The following is a 17570-nucleotide window of genomic DNA, read 5'->3' as shown; positions in this document are numbered from 1 at the left end:
GGAGGAGGTAAAGATGAACAAAGTTTTCCGGAATCTCGGATTTTATCTAATGATCTTCCTGATCATTGTGGGGATTGTCAGCTTTATCACGAACGGTACGCAAGAAACGGCCGAAAAACCGTTCAACTATGTGATGGAGCAATTGCGCACGGGGAACGTGCGATCCGTTGAGGTGACGCCGGACGGCCTGACGCTGCGGATGAACGTAACGCTGGCGAACGGCGAGAAAATCACTTCCCGCGCGATCATCAGCGAAGTGGTGTCGCAGGAACTGTTGACCACCAAGGCGGATGTCAAGATCAACGAGCCTCCTCGCGATTCGGTATGGATCACGATCTTTACCGGGATCTTGCCGTTTATCATCATGTTTGTCCTGTTTTTCTTCTTCCTCAACCAGGCGCAGGGCGGCGGCTCGAAGGTGATGAATTTCGGCAAGAGCCGGGCGAAACTGTACACCGAAGACAAAAAGAAAGTCACGTTCAACGATGTGGCCGGCGCCGATGAAGAGAAGAACGAACTGGTCGAAGTGGTCGAATTCCTGAAAGACCCCCGCAAATTTGCCGCATTGGGGGCGCGCATCCCGAAAGGGGTGCTGCTGGTAGGGCCTCCCGGCACCGGGAAGACGCTGCTGGCGCGGGCGGTCGCCGGGGAAGCGGGGGTCCCGTTTTTCTCCATCTCCGGTTCTGATTTTGTGGAGATGTTTGTCGGGGTCGGTGCGTCACGCGTTCGCGACCTGTTTGAGCAGGCGAAGAAAAACGCGCCTTGCATCATCTTCATCGACGAAATCGATGCTGTCGGCCGTCACCGCGGAGCGGGTCTGGGCGGTGGCCACGACGAGCGGGAACAAACGTTGAACCAGTTGCTGGTTGAGATGGACGGATTCGGTGCGAACGAAGGCATTATCATCATCGCCGCCACCAACCGTCCGGATATTCTCGACCCGGCACTGCTGCGTCCGGGACGGTTTGACCGGCAGATCACCGTCGACCGGCCGGATGTCAAGGGACGGGAAGAGATCCTGAAAGTGCACGCCAGGAACAAGCCGTTGGCGGACGAAATCGATCTGGACCGCATCGCCAAAATGACGCCAGGGTTCACCGGCGCGGACCTGGAGAACCTGCTGAACGAAGCGGCCCTGCTGGCGGCCAGACGGAACAAGAAAGAAATCGGGATGCCGGAAATCGATGAAGCGATCGACCGGGTGATCGCCGGACCGGAAAAAAAATCGCGCGTCATTTCGGAAAAGGAGCGCCGGCTGGTGGCTTACCACGAAGCGGGCCATGCGGTGGTCGGCTACTTCCTGGAAGGCGCCGACGAAGTGCACAAAGTGACGATTATCCCGCGCGGTATGGCGGGTGGATATACGGTCATGCTGCCGAAGGAAGACCGCTGGTTTGCGACCAAAGGCGAAATGCTTGACAAAGTGTGCGGGCTGCTCGGCGGCCGGGTGGCGGAACAGTTGGTGCTGGGCGAGATTTCGACGGGAGCCCACAACGACTTGGAGCGGGCGACCGGCATTATCCGCCGGATGATCACCGAATTCGGCATGAGCGAAAAATTGGGCCCGCTGCAGTTCGGCCATCGCCAGGGCCAGGTGTTCCTCGGGCGCGACATCGCGACCGAGCAAAACTACAGCGACGCGATCGCATATGAGATCGACAAGGAAATGCGGGAGATGATCGATCTCTGTTACAAGCGAACGGAACAGGTTCTGACGGAGCACCGTGACAAACTGGAACTGCTGGCACAAACCCTCTTGGAAAAAGAAACACTTGACAAAGCGCAGATCGAGGCGCTGATGAAAGGGCAACCGCTGGACGACCAGAAGGATGCACCGACGAATGATCAGGCGGCTGATGAGATCCAGGAAAACAGTTAGGGATAGCGATTTTTCAGAAAATCGATCGGAAAGCACCCGGGGAACCGGGTGCTTTTCTGGAACCCAACGGGGATTTCCCGAAGGCAAGAGGTGCCGTTTATGAATTTGGATCTGCGAGTGATCAAACCTTATATTTCCCGGGCATTGGAAGAAGATATCGGGTTTGGCGACATCACGACGAACAGCATTGTACCGCCGGAACAGCAGGCTAAAGCCAGCCTGGTGATGAAAGAACCGGGCATCCTGGCAGGACTTCCGATTGCGGAACTGGTGTTCAAGACGATGGATTCCGGTTTGCGGCTAACTCCCCGCGCGAAAGACGGCGACGCGGTGGCCGCCGGGCAAGCCATCCTCGAAATCGCGGGGTCCGCTCGTTCCATCCTGACGGCCGAACGGGTGGCTTTGAACTTCCTGCAGCGTTTGTCCGGAATTGCGACCCGCACCACCCGGTTTGTCGAACTGATTCGCTACTACAATGCGAAAATCGTGGATACCCGCAAAACCACACCAGGTCTGCGGCTGCTGGAAAAATATGCGGTCACCGTCGGCGGCGGCCGCAACCACCGGTTCGGCCTGTTTGACGCGGTGGTCATCAAACAGAATCATATTCGGATCGCCGGCGGCACCCGGCAAGCGATCATGGCTGCCCGCCATCACATTCCGCACACGACGAAAGTCGCGGTCGAAGTCGACTGCCTGGAACAGATCGAGGACGCACTGGAAGTGAAAGCGGACATCATCCTGTTGGGCGGCATGAATCCGGAGGAGATCCGCGAGGCGGTCGACCGCATTGGCGGCCGGGCGATCACCGAAGTGTCAGGCGACGTAACGGAGGAAACGATCGTCGACATCGCAAAGACGGGTGTCGATTATATCACTGTCAGCGCCTTGACATCAGCAGCGAGGCATCTGGATATCACGCTTGAGCTGTTGACCGACGAACCGTCATAAGGCCGGCAAGGGGAGCGGGAGGAATCGCCTTGATTTTTGTCGTTGATGTGGGAAACACAAACATCGTGCTGGGTGTGTATGACGGAGACACGCTCGCCCATCACTGGCGGATCGCCACGTTGCGGGAACGGACGGAAGACGAACTCGGCATCATCGTCAAAAATCTGTTTCACGACAAAGGCATCCGGTTTGCCGACATTCGGGCGATCGTCATTTCATCCGTGGTGCCGCCTTTGATGTTCGCGCTGGAGCGAATGTGTGACAAATATTTTGGCATCAAGCCGCTGGTGGTAGGGCCCGGGATCAAAACCGGCCTCAACATCCAGATGGAAAATCCGCGGGAAGTCGGCGCAGACCGGATTGTCAACGCGGTGGCCGCGCTCGAGCTTTACGGTCCGCCGCTGATTGTCGTTGATTTTGGTACGGCCACGACGTTCTGTGTCCTCAATGAGAAAGGCCAGTATTTGGGAGGCCCGATTGCACCGGGGATCGGCATCTCGACGGAAGCGCTGTTCCAGCGGGCGGCCAAACTGCCGCGCATCGAATTGGTTCGGCCGCCGGTTGTCGTGGGCCGGAACACGGTCAGCAACATTCAGTCGGGCGTCTATTACGGATTTATCGGCCAAGTGGATGGCATCGTCAACCGAATCAAACAGGAATTCGGGCTGCCGTTCAAAGTGATCGCCACAGGCGGCTTCGCCAAACTGATCGCGGCCGACTCGTACACGATCGAAGAAGTCGATCCGTTTTTGACATTGAAAGGGTTGCGCATGATTTGGGAAAAAAATCGGTACTAGGGCGAGGGATGTGCCAATGCACACCATTTTACTTTTGCGGCAGATCTTTCTTCACCAGCCTCGCTCTTGTGACGGCACGCTCGCCGAATTTGTCCCGGATTCGATCGACCGCTTGCATCAGTTTCTGCGATTTTTCCGGCGTTTCGTCAAACAGGGTGACCTGTTGGTAGCCTCGCTTCGGCACCAGTCCGCTGGCGGATATTCCGATCAGCCGCACTTTGTCCAGCGGTTCCAGCCTGCACTTGAACAACAGTGCACGGGCGATCCGGTAGATGGTGTCGTCCAGTTGGGTAGGCTCGGGCAGCGTCTGGCTGCGGGTGATCGTCTGAAAAGAAGGGTAGCGCAATTTCAACGTCACCGTTTTTGCTTCCAGACCGCGCTGGCGCAGTTCCCGTCCGATCGTCTCCGCCTGCGCCAGCAACGTTGTATGCAGAAAGTTGATGTCCCCCACATCTTCCGGAAAGGTGACTTCCTGTCCGATCGATTTTCGGTCCTGATCGGGCTCGACAGGACGGGGATCGACTCCTTGCGCCAGCATGTAAATGTGGTCGGCCAAGCTGCCCATGTAGTGGCGGATCGCCGGCAGGTCCATGCGGGCGGCGTCGCCGATCGTCCGGATTCCCAGCCGTTCCAGTTGCAGGGCCGATTTTTGGCCGACTCCCCACAGTTTGGAGATCGGCAACGGGTGGATTTTTGTGGCAAGGTCGTGCGGGCCGATCACCGTCAGGCCGTCCGGCTTGTTCATGTCGGACGCCATTTTTGCGAGAAACTTGCAATAAGACAGGCCGACGGATGCAGTCAGTTCGACTTCGTTTCGGATCTCCGACTTGATTTTTTGGGCGATCTGAATGGCCGGCCCGAACAGGGTTTCGCAGCCGGTCAAGTCGAGAAACGCTTCATCGAGCGACAGCCCCTCCACTAATGGCGTATACCTCCGGAAGATCCGAAAAATCTGGCGGGATACCTGCCGATATTTGGTTCCGTTCACAGGCAAAAACACAGCGTGCGGACACCGCCGCTTCGCCTCCGTCATCGGCATCGCCGAATGCACGCCGTAGCGCCGCGCTTCGTACGAAGCGGTCGAGACGACGCCGCGCGATTCGACCGATCCGCCGACAATCACCGGTTTCCCCCGTAAGGACGGATTGTCCCGCTGTTCAATCGCCGCAAAAAATGCATCCATGTCGACATGCAGGATTCGACGGTTGTCCATCGCCCAATCCCTCCCGATTTTAGTATAACAAAAAGGGAAAGTTTGTTCGAGATAGGGGTGGCGTCCGGAGTCGGTGGCAATCATGCATTCGTTCTAGTTTGAAAAAATTTTCCATCCAAAATCCAATTGACAATGAGAATCTTTCTCAAGTATAATGAAGATGAGAATCGTACTGTCTGGTTACTGTCTGGCAACCTTCCTTCCTGTGGGCCCTGATGGGCCCTTTTTTCTCGTTGCGCGCTCAGAAACCCGCGTTGTTCCTGGCTCTATTCCCACACTGCACCACCTGCATACTTCTTCCGGCCGGCAGAACATGCTAACATAGATGGGAAAAGGACAGTTGATCGTAGGAGGGCCAGCATGAGCGATTATATTGTGCGCGCTACGGCGCTCGAGGGGAAGCTGCGGGCGTTTGGCGCGATCACGACACGACTGGTGGAAGAGATTCGCCGCAGGCAGCAGGCGACTCCGGTGGCAACGGCGGCGATTGGCCGGGCGGCTACCGCTGGCGCCATGATGGGCGTGATGTTAAAAGGGGATGACCGGTTGACGATTCAGGTCAAAGGCAACGGACCGATCGGCCAGATTTTGGTGGATGCCAACGCGAAAGGGGAAGTTCGCGCCTACGCGACCAATCCGCAAGTCGACCTGCCGCTCAACGCCGCGGGCAAATTGGATGTGGCGGGAGCGGTCGGCACGGACGGATTTTTGTATGTGATCAAAGACTTGGGACTGAAAGAACCCTATCGAGGTTCTGTGCAGATCGTCTCCGGCGAGTTGGGGGAAGATTTTGCCTACTATTTTGCACAAAGTGAGCAAACGCCTTCGGTCGTCGGTGTCGGTGTGCTGGTCGACCGGGATTATACGGTCAAGACGGCAGGCGGATTTATCGTCCAGCTGCTACCGGGAGTGGCGGAAGAGGACATTGCATACATCGAGCAACAACTGTCCGGCCTGCCGAGCGTGACCTCCCTGCTGTCGGAAGGAACGACGCCGGAACAAATTTTGACCCGATTGATCCCGGGGAATGTGAAATTTCACGAAACCATCCCGGTTTTGTTTCGCTGTACCTGCAACCGGGAACGTTTGATAGGGGTACTCGTTTCGCTGGGGGTGAACGAGCTGCGCAGACTGCTGGAAGAGGATCAGGGAGCGGAATTGGTCTGTTCCTTCTGCAAGGAAAAATATGCTTTCTCCGGCGAGGAATTGGAAACGCTGATTGACCGGATCGAACAAAAGTAGTAAAATAAGGATTAAACCAACTAGTTTACTCGGGAATTAAAGGGGGCCCATTCAGTGAAAGTAGCCAACTCGATTGCGGAATTGATCGGCCGCACACCGATTGTCAAATTGCACAAGGTCGCAGGACCGGAGGATGCGGAAATCTATCTGAAACTCGAATCGTTTAACCCCGGTGGCTCCGTCAAAGACCGGATCGCCCTGTCGATGGTCGAAGAGGCGGAAAAAGAAGGAATTCTCAAGCCGGGTGATACGATCCTCGAACCGACCTCCGGCAACACGGGGATCGGTTTGGCGATGATGGCGGCTGCCAAAGGATATCGGGCGGTGCTCGTGATGCCGGACACGATGTCGATCGAGCGCCGCAATCTGCTGCGCGCATACGGAGCGGAGCTGGTGTTGACGCCGGGCGCGCAGGGCATGAAAGGCGCGATTGCAAAAGCGGAGGAAATCAAAGCGGAGCATCCGGAATATTTTGTGCCGCAGCAGTTTAAAAACCCTGCCAACCCGAAAATTCACCGCGAAACGACCGCCCGCGAGATCTTGGAAGACATGGACGGACAGGTCGACGCGTTTGTCGCTGGTGTCGGCACAGGCGGTACGATCACCGGTGTAGGTGAAGTGTTGAAAAAAGAAATCGGGCCGCACGTAAAAATCGTGGCGGTGGAGCCGTCCGCTTCGCCGGTGTTGTCCGGCGGGCAACCGGGTCCGCACAAGATTCAGGGGATCGGGGCGGGCTTTGTGCCTGACATTCTGAATCGCGAATTGATCGACGAAGTGATAACGGTCGATAACGAAGTGGCGTTCGAATACTCGCGTAAAGTGGCGAAAGAGGAAGGCATCCTGGTCGGCATCTCGTCCGGCGCGAACATCTTCGCGGCACTGCAGGTGGCTAAGCAACTGGGGAAAGGGAAGAAAGTGGTGACGGTTGCTCCGTCGACAGGCGAGCGCTATCTGTCCACCGCGCTGTTCCAATTCGAATAATCTAATCGAACATCGCACCAGCAAAAATAGCCCGTGGCTTTCACGGGCTATTTTCATTATGATAAGAGAGTGTACCTATATTGAAACGGGCTTGAAATGAGGTAGCGAGTGTGCGGAACAGCATAAAACCGGAGCGGGCGGCGGCAGAGCGCCTGCTCGCTACATATAGGGTCGTTCCTGTCTGGATGGAAGCGGGAAAAGCTGCCGCGTCGCCGTGGGATCTCTACCTGCGAACACCTGCGGGCAACCACCGCTTTCTGTTGGAAAGCGGCAAGGCGGGACGGTACAGTTTGATCGGCGGCGATCCGCGGACGATTTTGCAAGTGAAAAATGGGCTGGCCAGTGACGGGACAAGCGGGCATCCGTTGCAGCTTTTGCGTAAGTTGTTGCAAGAACGGCGGGCCCCACGAAACCGGGAGTTGACATCGCCCGAACAGGGAGCAAGCGAGCTGCCGCCTTTTTTGTGCGGGTTGGTCGGGTTTTTGGCGTACGATTTGGCCCGAGCGATTGAGCGCTTGCCGGAGATCGCAGTCGATGATCTTTTGACGCCCGATCTGTATGTGGTGGAACCTGGCTGGTTGATCGTCATCGACCATCAGACGGAGGAACTGTATCTGGCTACATCGATGTCGTCGATCGATGAGTATGAACAGGCGGAACGCCGGTTGCACGAGATCTGGCGGTGGATCGCTGATGAACCGCTCCATTCGGAACAGCGGGATGCGGACGGGCATACGGGGCGGGCACCCTTGCCGGAAGGGACGCGCATCGAACAGGGTTCGGTGGCCAATACTTCATCGGAAGGAACCAATGCTTCCCAGCAACGGGTGACCCATTCTCCCGAGGATTCGGAACGGTCGCTGTCCCAGCCGGAATTTGAAGCGGCTGTGGAGCGGATTAAGGAGTATATCCGGGCAGGGGATGTGTTCCAGGTGAATCTGTCTCTGCGCGAATCGCGACCGATCCGGGTATCTCCGCGGGCGGTGTATGATCAGCTGCGTCGCATCAACCCTTCGCCTTATATGGGATTGATTGAGTTTCCCGAGCTGTCACTGGTCAGTTGTTCGCCTGAGCTGCTGGTTCGCCTGCGCGGCGATCAGGCGGAGACCCGTCCGATCGCGGGTACGCGCAAGCGCAGCGGCGACCGCGAGCACGATCTGCGGATGCTGCAAGAGTTGATCGAAAATGAGAAGGAACGGGCGGAACACATCATGCTGGTGGATCTTGAGCGCAACGATTTGGGGCGGGTTTGTGAATACGGCACCGTCAGCGTGGACGAGCTGATGACGATCGAGGAATATTCGCATGTGATGCATATCGTCTCCCATATCAGCGGCAGGCTGCGTGAAGGATTTGACGCGGTCGATCTTGTGGCCGCCACGTTTCCGGGAGGAACGATTACGGGCGCTCCGAAAATCCGGACGATGGAGATCATCGAAGAATTGGAACCTGTTCGGCGCGGGGTATATACCGGCTCGTTCGGCTGGTGGTCGTTCAACGGCGACATGGAGTTGAACATTGCGATTCGGACGATGGTGGTGCAGAACGGCAGAGCCTATGTGCAGGCGGGTGCGGGCGTGGTGATCGATTCGATTCCGGAGCGCGAGTACAAAGAGTCGCTGCGCAAGGCGGAGGCGCTCTGGCAAGCGTTTGAGACGGCGCATAGGGATTCGGGAGTTGCAAGATGATTCTGGTGATCGACAACTACGATTCATTTACTTACAACCTGGTACAGTATTTGGGAGAAATCGGCGAGGAGCTGGTCGTCAAGCGCAACGACTGCGTGACCGTCAGCGAGATTGAGCAGCTTTCGCCCGAGCGGATCGTCATTTCTCCCGGACCGTGCACACCGAACGAAGCGGGAGTTTCGCTCGAGGCGATTCGTCATTTTGCCGGAAAAATCCCGATTCTAGGCGTCTGCCTCGGCCACCAGTCGATCGCCCAGGCGTTCGGCGGACGGGTGGTGCGCGCGGCCAACCCGATGCACGGCAAGACTTCGCTGGTGGAGCATGACGGAAGGACGATTTTTGCCGGGATTCCCAGCCCGTTTCGGGCGACCCGCTATCATTCGCTGGTGGTGGAGCGGGACAGCTTGCCTGCCTGTCTGGAAGTATCCGCCTGGACGGAGACGGGCGAAATCATGGGGATCCGGCACCGCCAGTATGCGGTGGAGGGTGTTCAGTTTCACCCGGAGGCGATTTTGACCGAATACGGCAAGGCGCTGCTGCGCAATTTTGTCCGGAGTGCAGGTACCGCTGGGGGAGTCAGGGCATGACGGATGCTGGGCTGAAAGTTTGGTTGAACGGGCGGATTTTGCTGGCGGAGGATGCGCGATTGTCCGTTTTTGATCACGGCTTTCTGTATGGGCATGGCGTGTTTGAGACGATGCGCGCCTATTCCGGGCAGGTGTTTTTGCTGCGGGAACATTTGCAGCGCTTGCGTGCGTCCGCGTCACTGCTGCGGATTCCGCTTGATCTCTCGGATGATGCGGCGGCGCGGGCGATTGCCTCGCTGCTAAGGGAAAATCGGCTTGCTGACGCATACGTGCGCTTGACAGTCTCGCGCGGACCGGGGCCGATCGGAATGCGGGGGGCGTTCGGGGCGCCGAGCGTGCTGATTTTCGCAAAACCGTTGGCGCTACCGCCGGCGGAAGCGTACGCGCAAGGGCGCGATCTGTGTATTTTGCAAACCCGCCGCAATACGCCAGAGACAGGCGTGCGCGTGAAGTCCCTGAACTTTTTGAACTCGCTGGCCGGTGCCTGGGAAGCGGCCGATCGCGGGTATGCGGAAGGCATGATGCTGGACGGGGAAGGGCATATCGCGGAGGGGACCGTGTCCAATCTGTTTTTCGCGGAACGGGAGCGGCTGTGGACGCCCTCGCTCGATACCGGTATCCTGCCGGGTGTGACGCGCGCGTATGTGATCCGGCTCGCACACGAATTGGGGATTGCCGTGGCGGAAGCGAGGTTTGGCGTGGAGCGCCTGGCCGATTTTACCGAGGCGTTTACGACCAACTCGTTGACTGAGATTGTACCGGTCCGATCGGTCGACGGGCATGTGTTCCCGCTGTGTCCCGGGCCGCTCACCCGCCGGCTGATGGAGGCATACGCGCGGCGCAGAGACGGCGAAAAAGGGGAGTTGCAGGATGGAGTTTAATCCTTACGTGATCCAAGTGCAGTCGGAGCATCATCTGCTGGAAGAACTGAGGCGGGTCGGCTCAACCGAAACGGGCAATCGGATCATGGCGAAAAAAGGCCGCATGCTGACGATCCGCATTGACAATATCGGGCTGAAAGCGGCCCATATTCTGAAGCAGGAGTTGCTGGCGGTCGGCGGCGACGCGGCTGTGCACCGCGACGTGGCGGCGCTGACGATCGAGCGCTCGTCGATGGTACTGATGGCGACCGTCCGGCAGTTTGAAATTTTGCTTCCGAAGCTGAAACTCCAGCCGTTCGGACTGAAGCGTCTGGCGGCGGAGCTGGAGGAAACGATCGCGCGTGCGGAGGGACAGGGGCGGAGGACGATTCGCTGCGGCCGGTACGAGTTGCCGGTCGGCAAACGGACTCTGGTAATGGGGATCGTCAACGTCACGCCCGACTCGTTCTCGGACGGCGGCCGTTTTTACGATGTGGAAGCGGCAGTCCGGCATGCGAAACAATTGGTGGACGATGGGGCGGATATTTTGGACGTCGGCGGGGAGTCGACCCGTCCCGGACATACGCCGGTTGACGCGAAGGAAGAGCTGCGCCGGGTGATCCCGGTGATCGAGCGCTTGGCGCGGGAAGTGCAAGTTCCGATTTCCATCGACACGTACAAGGCGGCGGTGGCGAAGGCGGCGGTGGAAGCGGGTGCGCATATTGTCAATGATGTGTGGGGATTGAAAAAAGACCCGGAAATGGCCAAGGTGTGCGCGAAACTGGATGTGCCGGTGATTCTGATGCACAACCGGCACGAACCGTTCCCATCCGACGTGATGAACGGGGTGATTCGGGAGACGCGCGAATGCGTGAAACTGGCGCTGGCAGCCGGGGTGAAACAGGAGAGGATCATTTTGGACCCTGGGATCGGGTTCGGCAAGACGTACGAGGACAATTTGCTGGTGCTCCGGCACCTGGCCGATTTTTGCCGGTTGGGGTATCCGGTTTTGCTCGGCACATCGAGAAAATCTGTGATCGGCAACACGCTCGGCCTGCCGGTTGACGAGCGGGTGGAGGGAACGGCGGCGACCGTCGCTTTGGGCATTGCACAGGGAATCGACATCGTGCGCGTGCATGACGTGAAACAGATGGTGCGGGTGGCTCGCATGACGGACGCTTTGGTACGTGGACGAACGATTGCACCAAGCCGTGATACAGGCGGGACCGGATGAATATGCGACAAAACGCTCTGTTTTGGGAGGCGCATCATGGACAAAATTTGCTTGCACGCGATGGAGTTTTACGCTTACCACGGCGTGCTGGAAGAAGAAGCGAAACTGGGGCAGAAGTTTGTCGTCGATCTGGAGGTGGCGACGGATCTTCGCCGGGCCGGGGAAACGGACAATCTGGACGATACGTTGAGTTATGTTGCGATTTACGATGTGGTGAAACAAACCGTCCAGGCGGAACGGTACCAACTGATCGAAGCGGTGGCGGAAACGATCGCTGCCCGGCTGTTGCGGAAGTTTTCGCGGATTGAAAGCGTGCGCGTCAAGGTGACGAAAGTGATGCCGCCGATTGAAGGGATTCTGGCGGGCGCTTCGGTTGAGATCGAGCGCGCGCGGAACTAGCGCAGGACAGGAGGAACGATGGTGGGGCAGAGGAACCCCGATACGGGTATGCATGAAGCGTTTTTGGGGCTGGGGTCGAATCTTGGAGATCGCGAACGTTATCTGGCGGATGCGATTTGCTCGTTGCAGCAAAAGGGGATTCGGATGCTCGCGCAATCTCCTGTGTATGAAACGAAAGCTGTCGGATATGTCGATCAGCCGGATTTTCTGAATATGGTGGTGCGGGTGCAGACCGAATTGCCGCCGCACGAACTGCTCCGCCTGATGCTTGCTGTCGAACGGCAGTGCGGCCGCCGGCGGGATGTCAAATGGGGGCCGCGAACGCTTGATCTCGACCTGCTATTTTATGATAATCTAGTACTGGATGGCTGCGACCTAGCCGTTCCCCACCCGCGGCTGGAAGAACGGGCGTTTGTTCTGTTGCCGCTGTGCGATCTTGCACCCGATTGGGTGCATCCCGTGTCCGGCTTGACCGTGCGGGAGATGGCGGAACAAGTTCCGGGCAAGGGAGGTGTTCGTCGATGGGAGAGGCCCTTGGCAAACGGTTGCGGGCCTACCGAAAACTGAAAAATTTGACCCAGCAGCAGCTGGCCGATTTGCTTGGCATCTCGGTTGCCATTGTCGGCGGCATCGAACGGGGAACGCGTGAACCGTCGAAAGACGTGCTGGAGAAGGTCTCGCAAATTCTCGGCGTCACGGAACATGAACTGCGGGGTCGGAAATCGTAAGATTTTCTGGTTGTGTTTGAGACCAGGTTGTGTTATGATGAATACACTTTTACACAGGCGAAGGCCTGTGTTTTTATATGGGATTGGAGGTGGGGAGTATGACGTTCAAAATTGGCGACGTGCAAATGGAAAACAACGTGGTGCTGGCACCGATGGCGGGCGTCTGCAACCCGCCTTTTCGAAAACTGGTGAAGGAAATGGGCGCCGGGTTGGTCTGTGCCGAGATGGTGTCGGACAAAGCGATCGTCCACGGCAATGAAAAAACACGCTTGAAGCTGGACATCCTGCCGGAGGAACATCCGGTTTCGCTGCAGCTCGTCGGCTGCGACAAGGAGTCGATGGTGCGGGCGGCAGAGCTGGTGATGCAGCAGGAACACACGCCCGACATTATCGACATCAACATGGGCTGTCCGGCGACCAAGATTTACAAAAACGGTGCGGGTGCCGCGCTCGCCCGCGATCCGGAGGTGGCGGGCCGGATTATCGAAGCGGTCGTCAACACGGTCGACCGGCCGGTGACGGTCAAATTCCGCAAAGGCTGGGACGACCAGAACATCAACGCGGTGGAAGTCGCGAAAGCGGCCGAACAGGCCGGTGCCAAAGCGGTCGCGGTGCATGGCCGGACGGCGAGACAGTTGTATACAGGGAAAGCCGACTGGGACATCATTCGCCGGGTGAAAGAAGCGGTTTCCATTCCGGTGATTGGCAACGGGGACGTGACGACTCCGCAGCTGGCGAAACAGATGCTCGAGCAGACCGGATGCGACGCCGTGATGATCGGGCGGGGAGCGCATGGAAACCCGTGGATTTTCAAGCAGGTTGTGCATTATCTGGAGACGGGGGAAGAGTTGCCGCCGCCGTCGGCGCGTGAACGGATTGAGGTGTGCCTGCGCCATTTGGAGCTGTTGGTTGAGCACAAAGGAGAAGCAATCGGCGTCAAAGAGATGCGCAAGCATGCGGCATGGTACATCAAGGGACTGTACGACTCTGCCGAAGTCCGCACGATCATCGTTGAACAGGAAACGCACGACGGCATGCGCAAAGTGCTGCTCGATTACTTGAACTATCTGGAACAAAAAGATCTGGTGCCGGCGTAATGCGCGCTTACGCCGGGCCGTTTTCGGAAAAGGCCCATCTGCTCAGGCGGATCTGGCCTTTTTTGTATTAGGATGCGAAAAGTTGCGCATACTGGAAGAAAATTCTACCCTATGCGGGAGTCGAAGCGGCATGAAGCGCGTCGTCAGTGTGAGTCTTGGCTCTTCAAAGCGAAACCATCGGGTGCGAACGGTGTTTCTCGAGCAAGAAGTGGAGATCGAACGGATTGGCACGGACGGAGACCGCAAGCGGCTCATCCAATTGATCCGCGAATTGGATGGTCTGGTGGATGCGTTCGGCATGGGCGGCATCGACCGCTACATTTACGTGAACCGGAACCGCTATACGTTCCGGGAAGCGGAGTTGATCGCGCGGGCGGCCGAGCGCACCCCGATTTTGGACGGGAGCGGATTGAAGAACACGCTCGAACGGTATGTGGTGGAAAAATTGGCGGAACACCCGCAAATTCAACTGCGCGGCAAAAAGGTGCTGCTGGTGAGCGCCGTCGACCGGTTCGGCATGGCGGAAGCGCTCGTGGAACACGGCTGTGATGTCGTGTTTGGCGACTTGATGTTTGGCCTTGGCATTCCGATCCCGATCCGTTCGTTGGCCGCGCTGGAACGGCTGGCGAAGGTGGTTGCCCCGTTGGTCACCAAGCTGCCGATTCGCTATCTGTACCCGACTGGCGAAAAACAGGAGGCGGTCACCAGCAAATTTGCCGGTTATTATGCGGAAGCCGATGTAATCGCAGGCGATTTTCATTTTATCCGGCGCCATCTGCCGCCGCTGCTTGCGGGTAAAACGGTGCTGACCAACACGGTGACCGCTGCCGACAAATGGCTGTTGAAAGAAAGGGGCGTGCGGCTGCTGATTACCACAACTCCTCACCTGGAGGGCCGCAGTTTCGGCACCAATGTGATGGAGGCACTGTTGGTGGCCCTCGCCGGCGACCGGGGAGGGTCGCTCTCCGACAGCGACTACCGCAATCTGATCGAGCGGCTCGGGATGGAACCGTACGTCGAATGGCTGTAATCCGCTTTTTGAAAATCGTGACAAGAAAATCGTGACAGCGTTGACAGTCGGCACATTCTACCAGTATAATGAAGCATCGAAAATAAACATCAGAAGCACTGCCCCTGAGGATGGCAGTGCTTTCTGCCTATCTTACGGGTCTGGCCAGAAACTACGGTGTAAGGAGCGGCGGGGGCAGTGGCGGAAAAAGAGGTTTTGCTGACGCAAGGCGGGTTGAAAAAGCTGGAAGAAGAGCTGGACTATCTGCGGGCGGTCAAGCGCAAGGAAGTGGCGGAACGGATCAAAACGGCAATCAGTTTCGGCGATATCTCGGAAAACTCCGAGTATGAAGACGCGAAGAACGAGCAGGCATTTATCGAAGGCCGGATCATTACGTTGGAAAAAATGCTCCGCAACGCCCGCATCATCAACCATTCGGACGTCGACACGAACATTGTGGGCATAGGTTCGACAGTCAAGTTGAAAGATCTGGAATTTGGCGATGTCGTGGAATATACGATTGTCGGCTCCGCCGAAGCGGACCCGTTGGAAAACCGGATTTCCAATCAATCGCCCGTCGGCCAGGCACTGCTTGGCAGATCGATCGGCGAGGTGGTCGACGTCAATGTCCCGGCCGGCGTTATTCAATATGAGATTCTTGAGATCAAGAAATCCTGATTTTGGAAGTTGCAAGGAGTAATGGAAATGTCAGAACAAGATTGGATGGAACTGAACGAGGCGCAACGCGTTCGTTTGCAGAAGCTGGAGGAACTGTACAAGCTCGGCGTAGATCCGTTTGGCAAGCGATATGAACGGACGCATACCGCGGCCGACGTTTTGGCGTATGCGGCAGACAAGACAAAAGAGCAGCTGGAGACGGAGACGATCGAAGTCTCGGCCGCTGGCCGTATTATGTTGTTGCGGCCCCAGGGTAAGGCGGCTTTTGCCAACATCCAGGACCTGAGCGGGCGCGTGCAGATTTACGTGCGCAAGGATGTGGTCGGGGACGAGGCGTTTGCGATTTTTCAGCAGCTTGAAATGGGCGATATCATCGGCGTCAAAGGGCCGATTTTCAAAACGAAAATGGGCGAGCCGACGATCAAGGTGAAGGAATTGACGGTCCTTACAAAAGCGCTGAATCCGCTGCCGGAAAAATATCACGGGCTGACCGACATTGAAATGCGCTACCGGCAACGTTATGTCGATCTGATCGTCAATCCGGAAGTGCGTGAGACGTTTATCACCCGCAGTCGGATCATTCAATCGATGCGCCGCTACCTGGACGAGCTGGGGTTCCTGGAAGTGGAGACGCCGACTATGCACACGATCGCCGGGGGAGCTGCCGCCCGTCCGTTTATTACCCACCATAACGCGTTGGACATGCGGTTGTACATGCGGATCGCGATCGAACTGCATCTGAAACGGCTGATCGTCGGCGGTTTGGAAAAAGTGTACGAGATTGGCCGGGTCTATCGGAATGAAGGGATCTCGACCCGGCATAATCCGGAATTTACGATGATGGAACTGTATTGGGCTTATGCCGATTTTCACGATATCATGGATCTGACCGAAAATCTGATCGCTCATATCGCGCGGGAAGTGCTCGGTACCACAAAGATCACGTACCAGGGGCAGGAAGTCGATTTGACGCCAAAATGGCGCCGCGCCTCGATGGTCGGGCTGGTGAAGGATGCGACCGGTGTTGATTTTTCGCAGCATATGTCGCTTGAGGAAGCGCGCCAGCTGGCGGAGCAGCACGGGGTGAAGGTGGAGAAGCACCATCGGGTCGGGCATATTTTGAACGAGTTCTTCGAGCAGTTTGTGGAGGACAAGCTGATTCAGCCGACCTTTGTCTACGGACATCCGGTGGAAATTTCGCCGCTGGCCAAACAGAATCCGGAAGACCCGCGGTTCACCGACCGGTTTGAGCTGTTTATCGTCGGCCGCGAGCACGCGAACGCGTTCACCGAATTGAACGATCCGATCGATCAGCGGAATCGTTTTGAAAAGCAGTTGGAGGAAAAGCAGGCGGGCAACGACGAGGCGCATGAGATGGATGAAGATTTTATCAACGCACTGATGTATGGCATGCCGCCGACAGGCGGGCTGGGCATCGGCGTCGACCGGCTTGTCATGTTGCTGACCGACCAGCTGTCGATCCGCGACGTGCTCTTGTTCCCGCTGCTGCGGGAGCGGTAATCACGGTTGGTGCAAAGTCGGCTGCCAGCGCATCGGCTCCGGTTCGATTTTTGTAAAGCTTGTTGGGAATTCGGTACGGCGTATCACTCTCATTACGATGAGGGTGCATGCGCCGTTTTTATTATCAAGAGACGTTTGTCTTTTTCGAAATGAGGATCCGCCAAAGAGCATGATGAAGCCGTCAAAACGGCAAGCTTTCTGCAGGAAAGATGGGGGATTTTTATCATAAACAGAGTTGTTGGCTGTAATTTTTGGTTTTTGTTTCGGTTTGTTTGCAAACAGAGATTGAGAATCATCCCTGAAGGTGATATTATTTCACTTGTCGCTGCGAGAGACGCGGAAAAACGCGAATCTCGAACGGCGAAAACAAGAGCATCCGATCAGAAGTTAGAAATTATTAGTTGCAATTCCGATGAGGATGTGGTAAATTAATATTTGCCGCTGTTGAGCGGCAGCAACCAGATTCGTAATTTGGGCTCACAAGGGCAAGTGCCCAGGGCGAACATGTGATCCAAGTCGTTCTTTGCACCCAATGGGCACAAGTACCCAGAGGGCACAAGTCGCGCCAAGGCGGCGAAGCCGCCAGGTCGCGCTGTGTAACGCTAAGGCCCTGAAGGGCCAAGTCGTTCTTTGAAAACTGAATCGTGTAGGGAGCTAGGAAAACTTTTTGATGTGGTTGCCCGGCTAAGAGCGTCGCCATCCGTGG

The 17570-nt window shown here is 57.0% G+C and carries 17 protein-coding genes; 16 read left to right on the top strand and 1 reads right to left on the bottom strand.

What is annotated here, in order from left to right; genetic code table 11:
* Window positions 1-13 precede the first annotated feature (13 nt).
* The 3 genes from ftsH to C230_RS0109200 all read left to right on the top strand — a co-directional run bounded on the left by ftsH (window position 14) and on the right by C230_RS0109200 (window position 3627).
* Window positions 14-1879, top strand: a complete 1866-nt coding sequence (ftsH, locus tag C230_RS19985) for an ATP-dependent zinc metalloprotease FtsH (protein WP_018131746.1) — start codon at window positions 14-16, stop codon at window positions 1877-1879.
* A 99-nt stretch (window positions 1880-1978) separates the two neighbouring features.
* Entirely contained in the window at window positions 1979-2830 is an 852-nt protein-coding gene (gene nadC, locus C230_RS0109205; protein ID WP_018131745.1) for a carboxylating nicotinate-nucleotide diphosphorylase, read from the top strand.
* A 29-nt stretch (window positions 2831-2859) separates the two neighbouring features.
* A complete protein-coding gene (locus C230_RS0109200) occupies window positions 2860-3627 on the top strand; it encodes a type III pantothenate kinase (RefSeq protein WP_018131744.1) in 768 nt (255 codons plus the stop codon).
* A gap of 28 nt (window positions 3628-3655) precedes the next feature.
* Here the strand turns inward: C230_RS0109200 and dinB are convergent, their stop codons facing one another.
* Complete coding sequence (dinB, locus tag C230_RS0109195; protein ID WP_018131743.1) at window positions 3656-4840, bottom strand: DNA polymerase IV; 1185 nt, start codon at window positions 4838-4840, stop codon at window positions 3656-3658.
* Between the two features lie 360 nt (window positions 4841-5200).
* Between dinB and hslO the strand changes: the two genes are divergently transcribed.
* From hslO to lysS, 13 genes are all read left to right on the top strand, one after another.
* A complete protein-coding gene (gene hslO / locus C230_RS0109190) occupies window positions 5201-6082 on the top strand; it encodes an Hsp33 family molecular chaperone HslO (protein WP_018131742.1) in 882 nt (293 codons plus the stop codon).
* A 54-nt stretch (window positions 6083-6136) separates the two neighbouring features.
* Window positions 6137-7063, top strand: coding sequence for a cysteine synthase A (gene cysK / locus C230_RS0109185; RefSeq protein ID WP_018131741.1), 927 nt, complete (start codon window positions 6137-6139; stop codon window positions 7061-7063).
* A gap of 110 nt (window positions 7064-7173) precedes the next feature.
* Window positions 7174-8751, top strand: a complete 1578-nt coding sequence (locus C230_RS23595; RefSeq protein ID WP_018131740.1) for an anthranilate synthase component I family protein — start codon at window positions 7174-7176, stop codon at window positions 8749-8751.
* Window positions 8748-9338, top strand: a complete 591-nt coding sequence (gene pabA, locus C230_RS0109175; protein ID WP_018131739.1) for an aminodeoxychorismate/anthranilate synthase component II — start codon at window positions 8748-8750, stop codon at window positions 9336-9338. The genes C230_RS23595 and pabA overlap by 4 nt, the downstream gene beginning before the upstream one ends.
* Entirely contained in the window at window positions 9335-10219 is an 885-nt protein-coding gene (locus C230_RS0109170) for an aminotransferase class IV (protein ID WP_018131738.1), read from the top strand. The genes pabA and C230_RS0109170 overlap by 4 nt, the downstream gene beginning before the upstream one ends.
* Window positions 10209-11432 carry a dihydropteroate synthase gene (gene folP / locus C230_RS0109165; RefSeq protein WP_018131737.1) on the top strand — a complete coding sequence of 408 codons (1224 nt, stop codon included), beginning with the start codon at window positions 10209-10211 and terminating at the stop codon, window positions 11430-11432. The genes C230_RS0109170 and folP overlap by 11 nt, the downstream gene beginning before the upstream one ends.
* 36 nt (window positions 11433-11468) lie before the next feature.
* Window positions 11469-11831 carry a dihydroneopterin aldolase gene (gene folB / locus C230_RS0109160; protein WP_018131736.1) on the top strand — a complete coding sequence of 121 codons (363 nt, stop codon included), beginning with the start codon at window positions 11469-11471 and terminating at the stop codon, window positions 11829-11831.
* Window positions 11832-11849: 18 nt separating this feature from the next.
* On the top strand, window positions 11850-12398 hold the full coding sequence (gene folK / locus C230_RS0109155; RefSeq protein WP_018131735.1) for a 2-amino-4-hydroxy-6-hydroxymethyldihydropteridine diphosphokinase: 549 nt from the start codon (window positions 11850-11852) through the stop codon (window positions 12396-12398).
* The gene (locus C230_RS0109150; protein ID WP_018131734.1) at window positions 12353-12559 is read left to right on the top strand and encodes a helix-turn-helix domain-containing protein; all 207 of its coding nucleotides are present in this window, start codon (window positions 12353-12355) and stop codon (window positions 12557-12559) included. The genes folK and C230_RS0109150 overlap by 46 nt, the downstream gene beginning before the upstream one ends.
* Window positions 12560-12657: 98 nt before the next feature.
* The gene (dusB, locus tag C230_RS0109145; protein WP_018131733.1) at window positions 12658-13656 is read left to right on the top strand and encodes a tRNA dihydrouridine synthase DusB; all 999 of its coding nucleotides are present in this window, start codon (window positions 12658-12660) and stop codon (window positions 13654-13656) included.
* Window positions 13657-13786: 130 nt separating this feature from the next.
* Window positions 13787-14686 carry a hypothetical protein gene (locus tag C230_RS0109140; RefSeq protein ID WP_018131732.1) on the top strand — a complete coding sequence of 300 codons (900 nt, stop codon included), beginning with the start codon at window positions 13787-13789 and terminating at the stop codon, window positions 14684-14686.
* A 177-nt stretch (window positions 14687-14863) separates the two neighbouring features.
* A complete protein-coding gene (greA, locus tag C230_RS0109135) occupies window positions 14864-15343 on the top strand; it encodes a transcription elongation factor GreA (protein ID WP_018131731.1) in 480 nt (159 codons plus the stop codon).
* A 27-nt stretch (window positions 15344-15370) separates the two neighbouring features.
* A complete protein-coding gene (gene lysS / locus C230_RS0109130) occupies window positions 15371-16864 on the top strand; it encodes a lysine--tRNA ligase (protein ID WP_018131730.1) in 1494 nt (497 codons plus the stop codon).
* The last annotated feature ends 706 nt before the right edge of the window (window positions 16865-17570 follow it).

Source organism: Effusibacillus pohliae DSM 22757 (assembly GCF_000376225.1).
In the GTDB taxonomy this organism is placed as follows: Bacteria; Bacillota; Bacilli; order Tumebacillales; family Effusibacillaceae; genus Effusibacillus; species Effusibacillus pohliae.
This window is presented reverse-complemented; position numbering and strand designations above follow the sequence as displayed.

Bases quoted from the DNA above. Each gene is read 5' to 3' on its own strand.
- ftsH (WP_018131746.1), top strand. From the start codon at position 14: ATGAACAAAGTTTTCCGGAATCTCGGATTTTATCTAATGATCTTCCTG.
- nadC (WP_018131745.1), top strand. From the start codon at position 1,979: ATGAATTTGGATCTGCGAGTGATCAAACCTTATATTTCCCGGGCATTG.
- dinB (WP_018131743.1), bottom strand. From the start codon at position 4,840: ATGGACAACCGTCGAATCCTGCATGTCGACATGGATGCATTTTTTGCG.
- hslO (WP_018131742.1), top strand. From the start codon at position 5,201: ATGAGCGATTATATTGTGCGCGCTACGGCGCTCGAGGGGAAGCTGCGG.
- pabA (WP_018131739.1), top strand. From the start codon at position 8,748: ATGATTCTGGTGATCGACAACTACGATTCATTTACTTACAACCTGGTA.
- C230_RS0109170 (WP_018131738.1), top strand. From the start codon at position 9,335: ATGACGGATGCTGGGCTGAAAGTTTGGTTGAACGGGCGGATTTTGCTG.
- folP (WP_018131737.1), top strand. From the start codon at position 10,209: ATGGAGTTTAATCCTTACGTGATCCAAGTGCAGTCGGAGCATCATCTG.
- folB (WP_018131736.1), top strand. From the start codon at position 11,469: ATGGACAAAATTTGCTTGCACGCGATGGAGTTTTACGCTTACCACGGC.
- folK (WP_018131735.1), top strand. From the start codon at position 11,850: ATGGTGGGGCAGAGGAACCCCGATACGGGTATGCATGAAGCGTTTTTG.
- C230_RS0109150 (WP_018131734.1), top strand. From the start codon at position 12,353: ATGGGAGAGGCCCTTGGCAAACGGTTGCGGGCCTACCGAAAACTGAAA.
- dusB (WP_018131733.1), top strand. From the start codon at position 12,658: ATGACGTTCAAAATTGGCGACGTGCAAATGGAAAACAACGTGGTGCTG.
- C230_RS0109140 (WP_018131732.1), top strand. From the start codon at position 13,787: ATGAAGCGCGTCGTCAGTGTGAGTCTTGGCTCTTCAAAGCGAAACCAT.
- lysS (WP_018131730.1), top strand. From the start codon at position 15,371: ATGTCAGAACAAGATTGGATGGAACTGAACGAGGCGCAACGCGTTCGT.